The organism is Lelliottia jeotgali (assembly GCF_016771845.1).
Lineage (GTDB): Bacteria > Pseudomonadota > Gammaproteobacteria > Enterobacterales > Enterobacteriaceae > Enterobacter > Enterobacter jeotgali.
The window spans coordinates 69,679-86,182 of sequence record NZ_JAENMQ010000012.1 but is presented as its reverse complement, the minus strand read 5'-3'; the positions used below and the strand labels follow the sequence as shown (position 1 = coordinate 86,182).

Annotated in this window: 20 protein-coding genes; 15 read left to right on the top strand and 5 right to left on the bottom strand. The window is 54.9% G+C overall.

Annotation, left to right across the window (positions count from 1 at the left end; all coding sequences use genetic code 11):
* The first annotated feature begins 2 nt into the window (after positions 1-2).
* The 6 genes from fliH to JBO43_RS18905 all read left to right on the top strand — a co-directional run bounded on the left by fliH (position 3) and on the right by JBO43_RS18905 (position 6,049).
* Positions 3-749 carry a flagellar assembly protein FliH gene (fliH, locus tag JBO43_RS18930; protein WP_095280362.1) on the top strand — a complete coding sequence of 249 codons (747 nt, stop codon included), beginning with the start codon at positions 3-5 and terminating at the stop codon, positions 747-749.
* Positions 742-2,061, top strand: coding sequence for a flagellar protein export ATPase FliI (gene fliI, locus JBO43_RS18925; protein WP_202674835.1), 1,320 nt, complete (start codon positions 742-744; stop codon positions 2,059-2,061). Before fliH ends, fliI begins: the two co-directional genes overlap by 8 nt.
* Before the next feature lie 6 nt (positions 2,062-2,067).
* Positions 2,068-2,511 (top strand): flagellar export protein FliJ, encoded by a 444-nt coding sequence (gene fliJ / locus JBO43_RS18920; protein ID WP_202674834.1) that lies wholly within the window; start codon positions 2,068-2,070, stop codon positions 2,509-2,511.
* A 1-nt stretch (position 2,512) separates the two neighbouring features.
* Entirely contained in the window at positions 2,513-3,898 is a 1,386-nt protein-coding gene (locus JBO43_RS18915; RefSeq protein WP_237730123.1) for a glycosyltransferase family 2 protein, read from the top strand.
* 34 nt (positions 3,899-3,932) lie between these two features.
* Positions 3,933-4,871, top strand: coding sequence for a hypothetical protein (locus JBO43_RS18910; protein ID WP_202674833.1), 939 nt, complete (start codon positions 3,933-3,935; stop codon positions 4,869-4,871).
* Positions 4,872-4,972: 101 nt separating this feature from the next.
* Positions 4,973-6,049 carry a glycosyltransferase family 2 protein gene (locus JBO43_RS18905; RefSeq protein WP_202674832.1) on the top strand — a complete coding sequence of 359 codons (1,077 nt, stop codon included), beginning with the start codon at positions 4,973-4,975 and terminating at the stop codon, positions 6,047-6,049.
* A 44-nt stretch (positions 6,050-6,093) separates the two neighbouring features.
* On the opposite strand, the gene JBO43_RS18900 is transcribed toward JBO43_RS18905, so the two are convergent.
* The 5 genes from JBO43_RS18900 to flgA form a co-directional block, all read right to left on the bottom strand.
* Entirely contained in the window at positions 6,094-7,284 is a 1,191-nt protein-coding gene (locus JBO43_RS18900) for a CDP-glycerol glycerophosphotransferase family protein (protein ID WP_202674831.1), read from the bottom strand.
* Positions 7,285-7,323: 39 nt separating this feature from the next.
* A complete protein-coding gene (locus tag JBO43_RS18895) occupies positions 7,324-8,316 on the bottom strand; it encodes a glycosyltransferase family 9 protein (protein ID WP_103950055.1) in 993 nt (330 codons plus the stop codon).
* A 39-nt stretch (positions 8,317-8,355) separates the two neighbouring features.
* Complete coding sequence (locus tag JBO43_RS18890; RefSeq protein WP_103947484.1) at positions 8,356-8,793, bottom strand: flagellar protein FlgN; 438 nt, start codon at positions 8,791-8,793, stop codon at positions 8,356-8,358.
* Between the two features lie 2 nt (positions 8,794-8,795).
* On the bottom strand, positions 8,796-9,068 hold the full coding sequence (gene flgM / locus JBO43_RS18885) for a flagellar biosynthesis anti-sigma factor FlgM (RefSeq protein WP_095280373.1): 273 nt from the start codon (positions 9,066-9,068) through the stop codon (positions 8,796-8,798).
* A 131-nt stretch (positions 9,069-9,199) separates the two neighbouring features.
* Positions 9,200-9,985 carry a flagellar basal body P-ring formation chaperone FlgA gene (flgA, locus tag JBO43_RS18880; protein ID WP_202674830.1) on the bottom strand — a complete coding sequence of 262 codons (786 nt, stop codon included), beginning with the start codon at positions 9,983-9,985 and terminating at the stop codon, positions 9,200-9,202.
* Between the two features lie 87 nt (positions 9,986-10,072).
* Here flgA and flgB point away from each other — a divergent pair, with 87 nt between their 5' ends.
* The 9 genes from flgB to JBO43_RS18835 are packed head-to-tail and all read left to right on the top strand — an operon-like array spanning position 10,073 to position 16,501.
* Positions 10,073-10,423 carry a flagellar basal body rod protein FlgB gene (flgB, locus tag JBO43_RS18875; RefSeq protein ID WP_095280375.1) on the top strand — a complete coding sequence of 117 codons (351 nt, stop codon included), beginning with the start codon at positions 10,073-10,075 and terminating at the stop codon, positions 10,421-10,423.
* A gap of 19 nt (positions 10,424-10,442) precedes the next feature.
* A complete protein-coding gene (flgC, locus tag JBO43_RS18870; RefSeq protein WP_095280376.1) occupies positions 10,443-10,868 on the top strand; it encodes a flagellar basal body rod protein FlgC in 426 nt (141 codons plus the stop codon).
* Between the two features lie 3 nt (positions 10,869-10,871).
* Positions 10,872-11,564, top strand: coding sequence for a flagellar hook assembly protein FlgD (gene flgD / locus JBO43_RS18865; protein WP_202674829.1), 693 nt, complete (start codon positions 10,872-10,874; stop codon positions 11,562-11,564).
* A 12-nt stretch (positions 11,565-11,576) separates the two neighbouring features.
* Positions 11,577-12,764, top strand: a complete 1,188-nt coding sequence (gene flgE, locus JBO43_RS18860) for a flagellar hook protein FlgE (protein ID WP_095280378.1) — start codon at positions 11,577-11,579, stop codon at positions 12,762-12,764.
* The gene (locus JBO43_RS18855; protein WP_095280379.1) at positions 12,764-13,495 is read left to right on the top strand and encodes a flagellar basal-body rod protein FlgF; all 732 of its coding nucleotides are present in this window, start codon (positions 12,764-12,766) and stop codon (positions 13,493-13,495) included. The genes flgE and JBO43_RS18855 overlap by 1 nt, the downstream gene beginning before the upstream one ends.
* A 30-nt stretch (positions 13,496-13,525) precedes the next feature.
* On the top strand, positions 13,526-14,311 hold the full coding sequence (flgG, locus tag JBO43_RS18850; RefSeq protein WP_095280380.1) for a flagellar basal-body rod protein FlgG: 786 nt from the start codon (positions 13,526-13,528) through the stop codon (positions 14,309-14,311).
* A gap of 19 nt (positions 14,312-14,330) precedes the next feature.
* Positions 14,331-14,996 (top strand): flagellar basal body L-ring protein FlgH, encoded by a 666-nt coding sequence (gene flgH / locus JBO43_RS18845; RefSeq protein ID WP_095280381.1) that lies wholly within the window; start codon positions 14,331-14,333, stop codon positions 14,994-14,996.
* An 11-nt stretch (positions 14,997-15,007) separates the two neighbouring features.
* Positions 15,008-16,099, top strand: coding sequence for a flagellar basal body P-ring protein FlgI (locus JBO43_RS18840; RefSeq protein ID WP_165790686.1), 1,092 nt, complete (start codon positions 15,008-15,010; stop codon positions 16,097-16,099).
* Positions 16,100-16,108: 9 nt separating this feature from the next.
* The gene (locus JBO43_RS18835) at positions 16,109-16,501 is read left to right on the top strand and encodes a rod-binding protein (RefSeq protein ID WP_202674828.1); all 393 of its coding nucleotides are present in this window, start codon (positions 16,109-16,111) and stop codon (positions 16,499-16,501) included.
* Positions 16,502-16,504 lie beyond the last annotated feature (3 nt).

Sequence of the window (16,504 nt, the reverse complement as noted above, 5' to 3'; positions counted from 1 at the left end):
CCATGTTTAAAAAGCACAGCTTGCCGCTCAGTGCGCTGACTCAGACCCGTCAGGCGGTCATCAAACCGCGTCTGCACAAATTCCCGCCGCTGCGTAAACGCCGCGCGGCGCATAGCGTGGCAGACGATATTCCCGCAGCGGCTGACGGTGCGGCGGTGCAGGAACAGCTCCAGCAGGGATTCCGGGATGGCCTGAATCAGGGTTTTGCTCAGGGAATGGAGGAGGGCAAAGAAGAGGGTTATCAGGAAGGGCTGCGCCTCGGTTTTGACGAAGGTGTGCGAAAAGGGCGCTCGGAAGGCAAAACTCAGGCGCGTCAGCAGTTTCTCGATGCGGCGCATCCGCTGGATGAAATTATCCAGTCGATGGAAACCTTTATGGCGGGCTACGAACAGCGCCGCCGTGAAGAGTTATTACAGCTGGTGGAGAAAGTCTCTCGCCAGGTGATCCGCTGTGAACTGACCTTGCATCCAACGCAGATTTTGACCCTGGTGGAGGAAGCGCTCAGCGCTTTGCCCCAGCAGCCCGAGCAGATCAATGTGATGCTCAACAGCGAGGAACATCGCCGGATCAGCGAAGCCGAGCCGGAGAAAGTGACGCAGTGGGGGCTGATGGCCGATCCCGAACTGGCACCCGGTGAATGCCGCGTGGTGACCAATACCACTGAGATGGACGTCGGCTGCCAGCACCGTCTGGACCAGTGCATGGACGTGCTGAAAGAGACGTTGCTGCCGGAATCGGGCCATGAGTAACACTGATTTCGCGCAGGTTTTGCGTTCCATCGACAACATCAACTTGGCTCGCGTGGCCGGACGCCTGGTGCGCGTGGCGGGCATTTTGCTGGAGTGCGTTGGCTGTCGACTCGCCGTTGGCCAACTGTGCCAGGTCGAAAGTGCCGAAGGCGAATTTATTGAAGCCCAGGTGGTCGGATTCGATCGCGATGTGACTTTTTTGATGCCCTTCAAACAGCCGTCTGGCCTGATGGCAGGCGCGCGCGTCTATCCGGCGGATAAACAGCAGGGCGTTTTGATTGGCGATCAGTGGCTTGGACGCGTGGTGAACGGCCTCGGTGAACCGATCGACGACAAAGGCAAGCTGTCCGGCGACACGGTGCTCCCGCAGCAACTGCCGCAGGTTCACCCCCTGCGCCGCCAGCCGGTCGCTGCGCCGCTCGACGTCGGCGTGCGGGCGATCAACGGCTTGCTGACTATCGGCAAAGGCCAGCGCGTGGGGCTGATGGCGGGAAGCGGAGTCGGCAAAAGCGTGCTGCTCGGGATGATCACCCGCTATACCCAGGCCGAAGTGGTGGTGGTCGGGCTTATCGGCGAACGCGGGCGCGAAGTAAAAGAGTTTATCGAACATTCGCTGGGCGAAGAGGGGCGACGTAAATCCGTGATTGTCGCCGCACCTGCGGATGAATCGCCGCTGATGCGTATCAAGGCCACGGAGCTGTGTCACACCATCGCCAGCTACTACCGCGACAAGGGCAAAGACGTCCTGCTGCTGGTGGATTCCCTGACCCGTTACGCGATGGCGCAGCGTGAAATCGCCCTTTCACTGGGCGAACCACCTGCTACTAAAGGCTATCCGCCGTCGGCGTTTGGCATGATCCCGCGCCTTGTCGAAAGTGCGGGCAACAGCGAAAGCCACGGTTCGATGACCGCCATCTACACGGTGTTAGCCGAGGGCGATGACCAGCAGGACCCGATCGTCGACTGCGCCCGTGCGGTGCTCGACGGGCATATCGTTCTGTCGCGCCATCTGGCGGAAGCGGGCCACTATCCGGCCATCGACATCGGGCAATCCATCAGCCGCTGCATGAGCCAGGTGACGGAACGCGAGCATCAGCTTTCGGCGCGTACCCTCAAACAGCTTTATGCCGAATATCAGAGCATCAAGCCGTTGATTCCGCTCGGCGGATACGTCGCCGGTGCCGATCCGATGGCCGATAAAGCGGTGAACCTCGCCCCGGCCATTACCCGTTTTTTACAGCAGGAAGTGCAGGATGCGGCCCTGCTCGACAAAACCATCTCCGATCTCAACGTACTGGCGAAAGCAGGATAATTGACGATGAGCAAACTGATTCACACCCTCGAACAACTCCATCTACTGCGTAACCGCGCGGTAAAAGATCTGAGCAGTAAGCTCGCCACTCAGCAGCAGCTTTGCCAGCGCCTGGAGAAGAACATTCACGCGCTTTCTAACCTCGTTAATCACAGTGCGCCGGAAATTCAGGGCAACGCGACCATGCTGAACAATCAATCGTTCTACAAGCGCAATATCCAGCGGGTGATTGACTGGCAGCGACAGGAGCAGGCGCTCGCGACCGTCGAGGCGCAGAAGTTGCAGGGCAATTTGCTGGCGGAATCGCGCCGGGAGAAGAGCCTCGAACTGGTGCTCGACGTTAGGCGCCAGGATCTGCGCCAGGCGCAGGAGCGCCGCGAGCAGAAAGTCACTGACGTCGTTTCCGCGCAGTGCTGGCTGAGACAACAGCAGGCACAACGGCAGCGATAAGATGGCTAATAACTTGATGCAGACGCTGCTCAAACGCCAGCAGCAGAAAAAAACGACTGAAACACCTTTTGTCAGCGTGGTTTGCCCGACGTGGGACCGCCGGGCATTTTTGCCCTATCTGCTGTATCTCTTTCAGTATCAGGACTATCCGGCGGATAAACGCGAGCTGGTGATCTTGGACGATTCCGCCGAGAGCAACGAAGATCTGATGGCGATGATGGTGGATAGCCACGTGGACAACGTGCGCTACATCCACAGCCCGGAACGACTGGACCTGGGTAAAAAACGCAACATGCTCAACGACCTGGCGAAAGGCGAATACATTGTCTGCTTTGACGATGACGACTACTACCCGCCGAATAAAATCAGCGTGCAGGTCGCTGAAATGCAGCGTAACAACGCACTCTTTTCCGGCAGCGACACGATTTACATCTGGTACAGCCATCTCGATAAGATCTATCGCACCCACGCGTTTGGCCCGCAGCATGCGCTGAACGGCACCTTTGCCTGTCATCGCAACTTCCTGAAAAACCATCGCTATGAAGACGATGCGGTGCTGGCGGAGGAGCAAGCGTTTCTGAACAACTTCACTTCGCCGGTGCTACAAATTGACCCCAAACAGGCGATTTTGTGTATTTCGCACAGCAGCAATACCTATGACAAAGATTTCGTGCTCGGCTCCAGCCAGCCGACGGATTTAACGCTGGAAGACTTCGTTTCGGATCGTAATTTGCTGAGCCACTATCGCCGTCTGAGCCACGCGCCGCTCAGTACCGCCGTGCAGTGGCAGGCGTTTGGCAAAGTGGTGGTGATGTACGATCCAGACCAGCCCGATCAGCTTGAAAATCAGCGTCAGGCGCTGACTGCGCTTGGTCTTGAAGCGCAGCAACTCGTGCCGTTTGCCCGCTCTTCGCTGAACGAACTGGAAACCCACTGCCAGGTGCTGGACATTGCGCAGCACGAAGCGTGGGAGAGCGTGATGCTGGTGGATGCGTCAGTGAAATACGTGCGCAAAGAGATGTCGATAAAAACGGTCAACCAGCTGTTTTCACGTCTTGAGCACATCGACTGGCAGGTGGTTCTGTTGGGCGCGCGCTACCAGCAGATTTCACCGCTCAAAGCCCTACCGGGTGTGGCTCGAGTCACCCGCGCTGACTGTGGCTGCACTTATGCCGTGAACGGCAAATATATTCCTGAGCTGCTGGCGCACTACCGCCAGGCCATCGCTGAACAAACATCCTTTAATGCGTGCTGGCCTGCACAAATGCAGGCGCACTGCTGGCTTGGACTGCTTCCGAGCTTTGCTTTTTTATCCGAGATGCCCGACCGCGACAGCGGGAAGACTATCGATTGCACCCACTGGTTTTTTCGCAAAAACTTTCAATGAAGAAGGGCCGCCACTCCAGCGGCCGGAGTACCGTATGGAACTGATTGAGCACTACCAACCTGAATATGTGGTCCGCTTTGCCGAGCGCAAAAGACCCTGCACCTGTCCTGCCTGCCAGAAAAGCGCGGGCGACTGGCCAGTCACGCAGCTGAAGCTGAAAAATCAGCAGCGCGACAGCCTGGACGCTGGCTGCGAAACCGCTGCACGCGAGATCCTGCTCAACCCGCAAGCCTTTGTTTTGCATACATCGACTACTGAACCCGACAGCAAGCAGGTTTTTAATACCTGGGACGAAACGCTGAACCAGCTGTGTATTAACCTCGCGGTCCATCCGGCGCTGACGCTGGAAAGCAGCCTGTATGCCATCGGCGTGTTGTTGAGCAAAGCGCAGCGTTATCGCGATAATGACCAGTGCGACCCGCAGGAACTACTGGCGATGGGCGAGCAGCTCTCGGCGCTGGCTGATGGTGGTATTCTGGACGAACAAATGCGGGTGCTGCCGCCGATTGAAGTGAATCGCGTGGAAGCGCTGGAGCAGATGGGCGCGATGCGCCTCACCCTGAATCTGCCTGCGATGCAGAAAATGAGCATGATGCTGAAACTCAGCGAACTGGCGGTAATGCAGCCTGCGCGTTTACAGGATCGCCTGCGTGAGCTTGAGGCTGGCATCGCACGCAATACTTTGCTGACTGAGCAGCCGCATATTCTTCGCAACGCCCTGATCTATAAACTGTACGGCGAGTGTCTGCCAGGCCCGGATGCCGATAACTATGGCGACGTTCTGATGTCTCTGACCCGCATGATGTTCCAGCTAAAAATGCTGTGCGCCATGTGGCGAGAAGACAACGCGCAGCTGACCCACGACGACGTGGTGGCCCTGTTCAGCGCATGGTTCAACTGGCAGCGCGGAAACGTGTGGAAGGGCGCGAATTCTGCGGACTACACGTTGCTGTGCGGGTTGTCGTTGATTTGATTCGTTCTGAGAGTTCGGGCTTTAGTGCGCGGCAGATGTCTCATGCTAAAGCCCGAATATTGCTCACTCTGCCACACACGTCTTTACATGGAGACTGAAAAATGTCCCAGTATGATATCTCAATTATCTTACCCGTTTATAATGTCGGTCCCTTCCTTGAGCGCTGTCTGGATTCATTGTTAGCGCAACGTTGCCAAAAAATGGAAATTATTGCCATCAATGATGGCTCTACCGATAACTCCCTTGAGATCCTCGAATATTATTCCTCGCGTTCTGCAGTGCTGAAAATTGTGAATCAGGAAAATAAAGGGCTGGCTGCAGTGAGAAATACGGGGATGTCTCTGGCTACAGGTAAATATATTTACTGTGTAGACTCTGATGATTATCTCGCACCGAAGTGCGTTGAGACGATTATCAATGAAATGGAACGCCATCAGCTGGATGTATTATTCTTTTCAACGCATCTTGAGTGCGAAGAAGACCTTTTATATTTGCACAATGCGTCGTCTTATTACCAACGCCCACGCGCCGTTATTAATAAAAAAATAGATGCGCAAACTTTTTTCAATACCTGTATTACTGAAAGAGAAAAAACCGCTCAAGGTTATTCGGTGGTGATCTGGGGTTATGCCTGGCGGCGCGAACAATACCCCGGCCTGCGGTTCCATACCCGCTATTATGAAGACGAGTATTTCACTACGGCGTTATTATTAGGACAACCGAAGGCTAAAGTGAGATGCATTGCTGATCGTTTGTATCATCATCGGCTGCGTAGTGGCTCGATCACCACCTCGACAGACAAGGTGAAACGCACATTAGCGATTCTGGATACGTATCGTTTGCTGTTGCCCATCGCGGGTGAAGTGACCGATAAGCATACCCAGCAATGCCTTGGCTCCTATATTGAAATACTGTATTTGGATGCGGTTAAGCACAACCTGCCTCAGGTGATTCCAGTCTTTTCTGCGCAGAAAATGATTCATTTTCTCGCGGCAAACCTACATGAACTCTACGTTAACAGCACGACGGAAAATGGTCTGGTGATCATGTTGCTTATCGTTGATAAAATCGCCCACGATGCTGGATTAATGGATGAAAAAGAGATTCTCGATGCACTGAAAAGGATACGGTTGGCAATAGACAATAAGCGCGAGCTGGTTAAAATGATCTCTCAGTGAATGCTCAACACGGCGCTGCATTTGCAGCGCCGTTGTCAATGATGCTAATAAATAACAGGTGCTTTTTTTGCGGATTCAAGGTCATAAATATGCAGTATTTTTTCAGTAATCATTTTGTTGGCCTGAGTATTATCGGTCTGGAATAATACCGACGCCAGTTCTGCCCGGCTGCATTGCTTACTATCACCGTTTAACATCTCTTCGAGTGTCACAGTAATGTTATGCTCATTGATTTTATAACGATAAGAATCGTCGCCCGGTAGGAATTCAAAATCGAAATCATCGCCCTTTGAAATATCCGTAGTAGCAATGGGCTTCCCCGTCAGAATATAATCATAAATTATGGATGAATAATCTGTTATTAAGGCATCAAAATTCTTTAAATGAGGGTAAATATCGACATTTGAAGGAATGGTATAAAGGTTTTTGATGTTTCTGGCAGCATCACTGTTGTCATTGACAAACGGATGCTTTTTGATAAATACATTGATATTATTTTGCTGACAGCAAGCGACCAGTTTTGACAGTAGCGAAATATTGTTCAACCCGGAATCAGCTTCCCACGTGGGGGCTAACAGAATGCTGGTGTTCCGGGAAGAATATAATCCTTCTCTGACATGTTCACTCAGTTCTGCACCTAAACTTTCAATCGGCGTAGGGTCACGGAACAGGACTTCATTACGCGGGTAAGATGCTCGAATGAATTTCCGGGCACCAAAAAATTCATTCCATTTTGAGTCTATAAATTCAGAAGAGCTAATGTAGTATTCCGGAAATGCTGCCCCGAACATGAGTTTTGTCGCACTTAGGTCGGTGATATTTTTCACAGCCGTCAAAGCAAGATCTGCCTGTTTGGGACCAATGCCGTGCCACATCTGAAAAGTCAGCGCGCCGCTAAGGCACGAGAGCAGCAGAAGATTATGACCGACGCTTTCAAGCGGATTCACACAAAATACAGCAATAGATGACTCAAGAAGAAAATCCATTGAGTGATGTAAGTCTTTGCTGAGATCAAAGCACGGTAGCCCTTTGGCTTCGAGCGTTGCGATCAACCCGGTATGGGGTGAGCACCAGCAAATCTCCAGTTGTGGGAAATGCGCATGCATGTAGAGATACAAATACTTACTGTTGTCAGTAAATGCATCCCGACCAAAGAATAGCACGCGCATCTTTTTTTTCTTTCTTTCCGAAATTGTTTTTAAATCGCGGCAAAGCTCGAAGGCCAATGGGGTCATAATTTTTCCAGAAGAACGGTTACGTGAGACAGCCAAGGCTTAGACCGCTGTGTTCCGCAATATAAAAGCGGCCATTTGAGAGTAAAGTGCTGGCGGAGAAAAGTGTTTCAGGCACTTAAAAGGTGTGCTGTTCACACACCAGTTGGCGAATTCATTTTGCGTGGGTGTGTCGAATGGACGTTTTAGCAAGGTCGTAAAAATCATTTCACTGGACATCAGTCGAGCGCAAGGTCCGTTCACACACGCCAGATCTATCCCAAGGCAGTTCCAGCCTGCTTCGCCATGACGAAAAGGCAGTCGATGATGTGACGAAACGGTGGAGTAAAGTGCCGTAATCGCAATCTCCGTCGCACCCGCTAACATGACTGGACCTGAATCGCATGAAACGAGCATCCCCGCCCGCTGCATCAAAGCAACCGTCTCGATGGGGGAAAATTGGTCAATCGCATTTATCACGCCAGCGGGAGGTGCTGTTGGCATTGTTTTGTTTGCTTCAGAATTGACAGTGCTGCCAATAAAAATTACATCCCAGCCGCTAAGTAGCCACATTTCGGTGAGTGCAAACCAGTTTTCCTGAGGCCATGTCCGATTCGGATGACCGATATTGGGGTGGACGAGCAGTACCGGTTTTTCATCGAGTTTATTGGCCCTGTAAAAGGTATCAATCACATGGGTAGCTGATGGGGGGACATTAAGATCCAGTTGTTTGTCCGGGGCTAAAGCATCGATCCCCATTTGCGCCAGAAAACTGTCCACCATATGCACGGGACTAAGAGCATGACTCCAGTTTGTAAAATCGAAAAAGCGTCCTTTAGCATGCGCTTGCTGAAGCTGCTGAATTTGTGTCTGGCTCAGGGTGTTGTCTTGCCAAACAGCTGAAACATGAGGGCAGGCCTCAGCGAGTTGAACAAAAAGGGGAGGGCTAATGAAGACGATATCCACACGCTTTATTTTTTTAATTGCTCTGCAGGCGGCTAAAAGATAGAGGTTATCCCCCATCGCAGCGTTCAGATAAACGTATATTTTTTTCATAGTATTGCGGTCAGTGCCAAACGATCTGATAGGGGCAAGTCAAACCTGCCGATAAAGCCAGTTCTCTGGCTCCCCCACGTTAAACAGGTTTTGCAGCACGTCCTGCTGCATGGTCAGCACCATGCCGTTGCTGTCATTCAGCGCTTTGCATTCGGCGGCGATGTGCTCCAGTGAATCCCAGAGCGTGTTGAGCTGTGACTGATTGGCGGCGGGCAGGCGAGTGAAGAGCGTGCGCAGGCCATGCGCGCCGGCGGGGATACCCAGCCCGGTCAGGAGCTGATAGCGCAGCTTGCTATTTTCCAGTAGCTGCTCATACACCGTAAAAATCCTGGCGTTCAGCGTTTCCAGTTCTTGCGCATTGCGCGCGATAAGATACTGACGCTGATCCTTCAGCAGTGACTTCAGCTGGCCGTAACGGTTACGGTCGTCGACCATTCCCTGAATCAGCGTTTTGACGCTCTGTGCGGCGTTACTCATTTTTACCTCTGATAGTATTGCTCTATCGCGCTGGTCAGGGCATCAAGATTGACGCTGATTTTCCCGCTGGCGATAGCCTCTTTCATGCTGGCGACGCGCGCCATATCGACTTCTGGCATCGTGGCCAGCTGCGTCTGCGCATCACCCAGAACCGGGTCAATGGCGGTGGTGCGTGCAACTTTCATCTCCTCAGCACCTGCGGTGCGAGTCGGTGCCGTGGCACTGGACTGATTAATCGCGCTCGTCATGGCGTACTGTGGGGATGTCACTTTCATCGCTTACTCCATCTTCTGGGTTATTTGCAGGTTACGTCGGCTGTTCAGCGGGCGGAAAAAATGTTTCCTTCTCTCCATACCCCTGTAAAGCGACGCACTGAGGGCGAAACTTAAACCCTGCGTAAAGTTTTTTAATTTTTCGCGCTCAGGCTGGTTCGAACCACACCCATGTCGCTGACGATGGCGGTGACTTCCCGCTCGCTGCTCTCATTCTTCACTTTGATCATCTCGCCTTTGCGCCCTTTTTTGCTGGCGATCCCCATCGTACGTGCCTCTACGCCGTCCTGATCGGCAATCATCAGCACTCGCTGACCGCGTTCGACCATCACCGGTGAATCCAGTTGGCTCATGCTGATGGGCTGAAGTTCACGCACGCGACGCTTGAGCGTCAGCCCCACCACATCGTCGGGATGGGTGACATAGCCGCTGCGCAAATTGCTGATATTGAATTTCTTCAACGTGATATCGGAAGCGCCAAGAACATGCCCGCGCTCAAGCGTGTTTTTGGCCATCAGCACCGAAAGATAGATGTCCGGTTTGACCGTCACCGCCACTTCCCAGCCGTTCGCGCTTTCACAGCGCACGTCAAAACGCAGCCTGCGCAGATCGAGGCGTTCACCGTTCGGCATGCTAACCGTGAGCGGCACGCTGCATGGGGTGTATTGCGAGATCTCGGACGGAATAAACAGATTGAGCTTCGCCTGGTAATCCTCCCAGCGGCTGCGCTGGGCTTCCTGACGGATCGCGTCGGAGGCCGCCTGCTGGACGCGGGAATGCACCTGCTTACGGGCGCTGGCAGGCGTCGGGGGGGCTGCAAAAGAAGCAGCGGCAAAGCTCAGTAATGAAGCGGTAAGGGTGAAGCGGAAAAAGAGCTTCCCATAGCGCGGTACAGATAGTGATAAAACTCTATAAATCATGATGTTGTAAACCTGGCACGATAGTTGCTTTAAAGATTGTAGCAACACGGACTATCGCAAGCGTCCACCATCACGAAGGAGTGAGTTGTGAGTATTAGTTTTGATAAGGCATTGGGCGTTCATCCGCAAGCTGTAGCACTTCGACTTTCCAGGGCGGAACTGCTTTCAGCAAACCTGGCTAACGTCGATACACCCAATTTCCAGGCTAAAGATATTGATTTTGCCGCAGAGATGCAACGTTCGCAGCGGGATTTCTTTCCAGGCTCGACGGCGCAAAAGATGTATCGCGTGCCCTATCAGCCCTCCTCGGACGGCAACACCGTTGCGCTGGATGTGGAACAAACAGAGTTTGCCAAAAACGTTCAGGACTATCAGATGAGCCTGGCGTTTTTAAACATGAAATTCACTGGTCTGAAGAAGGCCATTGAAGGCAAGTAATTGAATCAGGTAACGATAAATGGCTTTTACCGATATCTACCGGGTCTCAGGCTCGGCCATGACGGCACAAACCGTCCGCCTGAATACCGTCGCCAGTAACCTCGCCAATGCCGAAACCGCGGCAACGGCAGAAGCGGGCGTGTACAAGGCACGCCGTCCGGTGTTTGCGGCGGTGTATCAGAACGACGAGCTGCTGAACAACAACGGTTTGTCCGGCGCCCGCGTGCAGGTGATGGACGTCGTGGAATCCGGCAATGCGGTTCAGCGTTATGAACCACATCATCCGATGGCGAACCCGGACGGCTACGTCTGGTATCCGGACATCAACGTGGTGGAAGAGATGGCCGACATGATGTCCGCATCGCGCAACTTCGAAACCAACGTTGATGTTCTTAACAATGTAAAAAGCATGCAGCAGAGCCTGCTGCGTCTGGGCGAGGCGTAATAGATGAGCGTGAATGGCGTTTCCACTCAATCCGGTACCACCACTTACGACAGTGGCGTATCCGCCAATGACAACAGCGCGGCGGGGATGAACAACCTGTTTATGCAGCTGCTGGTGGCACAAATCCAGAACCAGGACCCGTTGAACCCGACCGATGGCACCGAATACGTCGGCCAGCTCGCGCAGCTGACCCAGGTGCAGTCGATGGAGACCATGTCGAAACTCATGGCTAACAACGCGGTGCTGATGGACAACCTGCAAACCCTGTCGACGGGCAATCTGGTCGGGCAGAAGGTGATGGTTCAGACCGACACCATTAATACCGACGGCAGCACCAACATTGAAGGTCGCCTGACGTTGGATCATGCCGCTAACACCGTCACGGTGATCGTCAAAGACGAAAGCGGCACCGAGACCAAAATCGAGCTGGGTAAACAGGAAGCCGGTTCCGTGGACTTCAACATCGACCCTGAAGCGCTGGGGCTGAAAGAGGGCAAGTACACCATGACCGTGATGACCGACAACGAACCGGCCAAAGTGCCGATCGAAGTCGGCGGCGTGGTGAACAACGTGCGCGTCCCGCTCGACGGCACCGCGACCGTGCTCAACATCACCGGTATCGGCGAAGTGGCGTACAACAACATCACCCAGTTCGGGCAATCCAGCGATAAAACCCCTAAGGGATTAACGAGTTAATCAGGAATTATTATGAGTTTTGATATTGCAGTTTCTGGCCTGAATGCCATCAACCAACAGCTTGGGGCGATCTCCAACAACATCGCTAACTCCGGCACCGTGGGCTTTAAATCTGGCCGCGCCGAGTTTGCTTCTTTATATGCCGAAGGCCAGCCGCTGGGCGTGGGCGTCACCGGTATTGCGCAGAGTATCTCCAAAAGCGGCGCCATTTTTGCCTCTGCTAACAGCCTCGATCTGGCGATCAACGGCGACGGCTTCTTTATGATGCGCGACAGCGCTGGTACCACCGCCTACACCCGCGCGGGCTTTATGCAGACTGACAGCAACGGCAATCTGATCAACAACCGTGGCATGTACCTGCAGGGTTATCCGGTCGATGCTAACGGCGTGGTACAGACCGGCACCATCGGCAATCTGACCATCAGCAGCGGCTCGATTCCGGCGAAAGCGACCAGCACTCTCGACTTTACCGCCAACCTGAACGCCAACGAAAAGCTGCCGGAAAACGCCACCTTCGATCCGAAGGATGAAAAATCCTACAACCATACCTACGCCACGCAGGTGTTCGACTCCCTGGGCCGCGAACACACCATGAAGCAGTACTTCGTCAAAACCTCCGACAACGAGTGGGAAGTGCACTACTACATGGACGATCAGGATCTCGGCACCACCGAGAAAATGACCTTCACCGAGCAGGGCGTACTGCAGGCGCCGACCGGGCCGGTGACCATTAATGCGGATATTCCGGGTGCGGAAGGTATCGAACTGACCCTGAGCTACAGCGGTACTACCCAGTTCGGCTCCGATTTCTCGGTCAGTAAAAACAGCGGTAACGGCTATGCCTCGGGCGAACGTACCGGCCAGATGATCGACAAAGACGGCAGCGTCTACGCCACCTTCTCCAACGGCGAGCGCCTGTTGCAGGGCCAGCTGGTTCTGGCGAGCTTCTCCAATCCGAACGGCCTCTCTTCTCAGGATGGCACCACCTGGTCGCAAACCGCCAGCTCCGGCACGCCGCTGACGGGCGCACCGGGAACCGGTTTGCTTGGCGCAATCAGCTCCAACACCCTGGAAGGCTCGAACGTTGACCTGACCGCCGAGCTGGTCGGGCTGATGACCGCCCAGCGTAACTATCAGGCCAACACCAAAGTGATCAGCACCAACGACAGCATGATGAATTCGCTGTTCCAGGCCCTGTAATGGACCACTTAATTTATACCGCCGTGAGCGGGGCGTCTCGCAGCCTTGCCCAGCAACAGATCCACGCGAACAACCTGGCGAACGTCAACACCCAGGGTTTTCGCCACGATCTGGACAGCGCGATGTCACAGCAGATTCAGGGGGAGGGTTATGCCTCCCGTTTCCTGGTGCAACAGCAGCAGGGCGGCGTGGATTTAACGCCGGGCGCGACGCGTGAAACCGGGCGCGATCTGGATGTTGCCGTGAAAGGCAGCGGCCTGATTGCGCTGGTGAGCGGCAACCGCGAGGTCTACACCCGCAACGGGCAGATTGAAGTTGGCCCCGAGGGCGATCTGACCATCGATGGTCTGCCGGTCTCCGGCGATAACGGCCCGATCGTGCTGCCGCCGTTTTCGTCCGTCAGCATCGCCGACGACGGGGTGATCACCATCGTGGCGGACGACGGTGATATTGCCGCGCCGATGGACGTCGACCGCATCAAGCTGGTGGATATCGCCGCTGACCAGTTGAGCAAAAACAGCGCCGGTTTTCTGGTGACCAACGCCAACGTCAATCCGCGAACCGAAGAGGTGGAAGTGGTTTCCGGCCACCTGGAAACCTCGAACGTCTCGGCGATTAACGAAATGGTCTCCAGCATCGCGCTCAACCGTCAGTTCGAAGCGCAAATCAAAATGATGAAGGCGGCAGAAGATCTGGCGACAGCGGGCAATCGCCTGCTGCGTAACGCCTGATTTTTTTCCGCTTAGCAAAAAGGAACAACCATGAATCCCGCTTTATGGATCAGTAAAACCGGTCTTGCCGCGCAAGACGCGAAGATGAGCGCCATCTCTAACAACCTGGCGAACGTCAATACCACCGGGTTTAAGCGCGATCGCGTGATGTTCGCCGATCTGTTCTATCAGAATCAGCGCACGCCGGGCGGTCAGCTTGACCAGAACAACACTTCGCCGACCGGTATTCAGTTTGGTACTGGCGTCAAAATTGTCGGCACGCAGAAAGAGTTCACCACCGGCAACATCCAGAACACTGGACAGTCGCTGGACGTCGCCATCACCGGCCAGGGCTTTTTCCAGGTGGAAACCAGCGACGGCGATATCGCCTATACCCGCTCCGGTAACTTCCAGAAAAACCCGGACGGTATGCTGACCAACGCCCAGGGTCTGCCGCTGGTGCCGCAGATTGAACTGCCGGACAACGTCAAAGATCTGCAGATCGGCAAAGACGGCACCGTCACCGCCACGGTCGCCGGTGAGGCTGAACCGGTGGAACTGGGGCAGATAACGCTGGTGAACTTCGTTAATCCAGCCGGACTGGAAGCCCTCGGCGGCAACCTGTATCGCGAAACCGCCGCCAGCGGTGAAGCGGTAGAAGGCGTGGCGGGGGAAGAAGCGTTCGGGCAGCTCGAACAAGGCTCGCTGGAAGGCTCCAACGTTCAGGTCGTTGAAGAGATGGTCGATATGATCACCGTTCAGCGCGCCTACGAGATGAACGCCAAAATGGTCTCGGCGGCGGATGACATGCTCAAATTTGTCACGCAGTCGATGTAACGCGTGAAGTGAAAAAGAAATGAAAAAGCAGTTAGTTATTGGAATGTTTGCGCTGCTGCTCGCCGGGTGTGAAAGCCCGGCGCTGTTAGTGCAAAAAGATGACGCGGCTTATGCGCCGCCAGAAGATTTCTCCATGCCGACCACCAAAGTGCAGGGCGGCGGGCTGTATAACGGCAACTACAACTGGTCCCTGACGCAGGACCGCCGCGCCTATCGCGTGGGCGACATCCTGACGGTGAAACTGGACGAATCCACCCAGGCCAGCAAACAGGCGCGGACCAATTTCGGCAAGAAAAACGACGTCTCGATTGGCGTGCCGGAAGCCTTTGGTCACTCAGTGGATAAGCTGTCCGGCTCGATTGACGGTAGCCGCAACTTCAACGGCAACGCCACCTCCCAGCAGCAAAACAGCCTGCGCGGGGCCATCACCGTGGCGGTGTACAAAGTGCTGCCCAACGGCGTGCTCGCGGTGCGCGGTGAAAAATGGCTGACCCTCAATCAAGGCGATGAATACATGCGCGTCACCGGACTGGTGCGTGCGGAAGACGTGGAACGCGATAACTCAGTCTCCTCCCAGCGGATCGCCAACGCGCGTATCTCCTACGCCGGACGCGGGGCGCTCAGCGACTCCAACTCCGCAGGCTGGCTGACGCGCTTCTTCAACCATCCACTGTTCCCGATTTAATGGAGTCTGCGATGCGTAAATCAATGCTATTTCTGATGCTGCTGTGGACGACGGCAGCCACCGCAGAACGCCTGGGAAATGTGGTCGATATTCAGGGCGTGCGCGGCAACCAACTGGTGGGTTACAGCCTGGTGGTCGGCCTCGACGGCACCGGCGATAAAAACCAGGTGAAATTCACCAGCCAGTCGGTGACCAACATGCTGCGCCAGTTTGGCGTGCAGCTGCCGACCAAAATCGATCCGAAAGTGAAAAATGTCGCTGCGGTGGCGATCAGCGCCACGCTCCCGCCGGGCTATGCGCGCGGACAAAGTATCGACATCACCGTTTCCTCTATTGGCGACGCCAAAAGCCTGCGCGGCGGGACGTTACTGCTGACGCAACTGCGCGGGGCAGACGGTGAAGTCTACGCCCTGGCGCAGGGCAACGTGGTGGTCGGCGGTGTGAAAGCCGAAGGCAACAGCGGGTCGAGCGTGACCATTAACACCCCAACCGTGGGCCGCGTGCCGAATGGCGGGTCCGTCGAGCGCGAAGTGCCGTCCGATTTTCAGCAGAACAACCAGGTGATCCTTAACCTCAAACGCCCAAGTTTTAAAACCGCCAACAGCGTGGCGGTGGCGCTGAACAGCGCGTTTGGCTCCGGTACGGCGACCGCGCAAAGCGCCACCAATGTGACGGTCAACGCCCCACTGTCGGCGGGCGAGCGCGTGGCGTTTATGTCGATGCTGGAAGACGTGCAGATCAACGCCGGAAAACAGCCGCCGCGCGTGGTGTTTAACGCCCGCACGGGAACCGTGGTGATTGGCGATGGCGTGGTGGTCCGCGCGGCAGCGGTGTCGCACGGCAACCTGACCGTGACCATTCGCGAATCGTCCAACGTCAGCCAGCCGGGCGCATTCAGCCAGGGCCAGACGGTGGTTACACCGCAAAGCGACGTCGATGTGAATCGCGGCAATGGGCAGATGGTGACGATTGCCGCGGGCACCAGCCTGCGCAGCATTGTGAATACCATCAACAGCCTCGGCGCGTCGCCGGACGACACGATGGCGATTTTGCAGGCCCTGCATGAAGCGGGTGCGCTGGATGCCGAACTGGTTGTGATTTAAGGAGAAACAATGTTACAGGCGATCAAACCGCAGACCAGCGTCCTGCCCGGCGATTTTACCGGCCAGGTGAAACCACAGAATCTGGAGCAGGCGGCGGAGCAGTTCGAAGGCATTTTCCTGCGCTCGATGCTCCAGCAAATGCGTAAAGCCTCCGAAGCGCTGGTGGATAACAATCCGTTCGACAGTAAACAGCAGCGGATGATGCGCGATTTTTACGACGACAAACTGGCGTCACAGCTGGCATCCCAGCGCAGCACGGGCATTGCTCAGATGATCATTACCCAGCTCGGCCCGCAGGAGCGCGCGCCGCTTAAGAATTCGCAGAGTATGGTCGCTTTACAGGAACATCCGAAGACATTAACGCCCCCCGTCGTTCCGGTAATACGCCGCGGGCAGGAGTAATCC

What these genes read in the sequence shown, in the direction of transcription:
- fliH (WP_095280362.1), top strand. Translation starts at nt 3, where the DNA reads ATGTTTAAAAAGCACAGCTTGCCGCTCAGTGCGCTGACTCAGACCCGT.
- fliI (WP_202674835.1), top strand. Translation starts at nt 742, where the DNA reads ATGAGTAACACTGATTTCGCGCAGGTTTTGCGTTCCATCGACAACATC.
- fliJ (WP_202674834.1), top strand. Translation starts at nt 2,068, where the DNA reads ATGAGCAAACTGATTCACACCCTCGAACAACTCCATCTACTGCGTAAC.
- JBO43_RS18915 (WP_237730123.1), top strand. Translation starts at nt 2,513, where the DNA reads ATGGCTAATAACTTGATGCAGACGCTGCTCAAACGCCAGCAGCAGAAA.
- JBO43_RS18910 (WP_202674833.1), top strand. Translation starts at nt 3,933, where the DNA reads ATGGAACTGATTGAGCACTACCAACCTGAATATGTGGTCCGCTTTGCC.
- JBO43_RS18905 (WP_202674832.1), top strand. Translation starts at nt 4,973, where the DNA reads ATGTCCCAGTATGATATCTCAATTATCTTACCCGTTTATAATGTCGGT.
- JBO43_RS18900 (WP_202674831.1), bottom strand. Translation starts at nt 7,284, where the DNA reads ATGACCCCATTGGCCTTCGAGCTTTGCCGCGATTTAAAAACAATTTCG.
- JBO43_RS18895 (WP_103950055.1), bottom strand. Translation starts at nt 8,316, where the DNA reads ATGAAAAAAATATACGTTTATCTGAACGCTGCGATGGGGGATAACCTC.
- JBO43_RS18890 (WP_103947484.1), bottom strand. Translation starts at nt 8,793, where the DNA reads ATGAGTAACGCCGCACAGAGCGTCAAAACGCTGATTCAGGGAATGGTC.
- flgM (WP_095280373.1), bottom strand. Translation starts at nt 9,068, where the DNA reads ATGAAAGTGACATCCCCACAGTACGCCATGACGAGCGCGATTAATCAG.
- flgA (WP_202674830.1), bottom strand. Translation starts at nt 9,985, where the DNA reads ATGATTTATAGAGTTTTATCACTATCTGTACCGCGCTATGGGAAGCTC.
- flgC (WP_095280376.1), top strand. Translation starts at nt 10,443, where the DNA reads ATGGCTTTTACCGATATCTACCGGGTCTCAGGCTCGGCCATGACGGCA.
- flgD (WP_202674829.1), top strand. Translation starts at nt 10,872, where the DNA reads ATGAGCGTGAATGGCGTTTCCACTCAATCCGGTACCACCACTTACGAC.
- flgE (WP_095280378.1), top strand. Translation starts at nt 11,577, where the DNA reads ATGAGTTTTGATATTGCAGTTTCTGGCCTGAATGCCATCAACCAACAG.
- JBO43_RS18855 (WP_095280379.1), top strand. Translation starts at nt 12,764, where the DNA reads ATGGACCACTTAATTTATACCGCCGTGAGCGGGGCGTCTCGCAGCCTT.
- flgG (WP_095280380.1), top strand. Translation starts at nt 13,526, where the DNA reads ATGAATCCCGCTTTATGGATCAGTAAAACCGGTCTTGCCGCGCAAGAC.
- flgH (WP_095280381.1), top strand. Translation starts at nt 14,331, where the DNA reads ATGAAAAAGCAGTTAGTTATTGGAATGTTTGCGCTGCTGCTCGCCGGG.
- JBO43_RS18840 (WP_165790686.1), top strand. Translation starts at nt 15,008, where the DNA reads ATGCGTAAATCAATGCTATTTCTGATGCTGCTGTGGACGACGGCAGCC.
- JBO43_RS18835 (WP_202674828.1), top strand. Translation starts at nt 16,109, where the DNA reads ATGTTACAGGCGATCAAACCGCAGACCAGCGTCCTGCCCGGCGATTTT.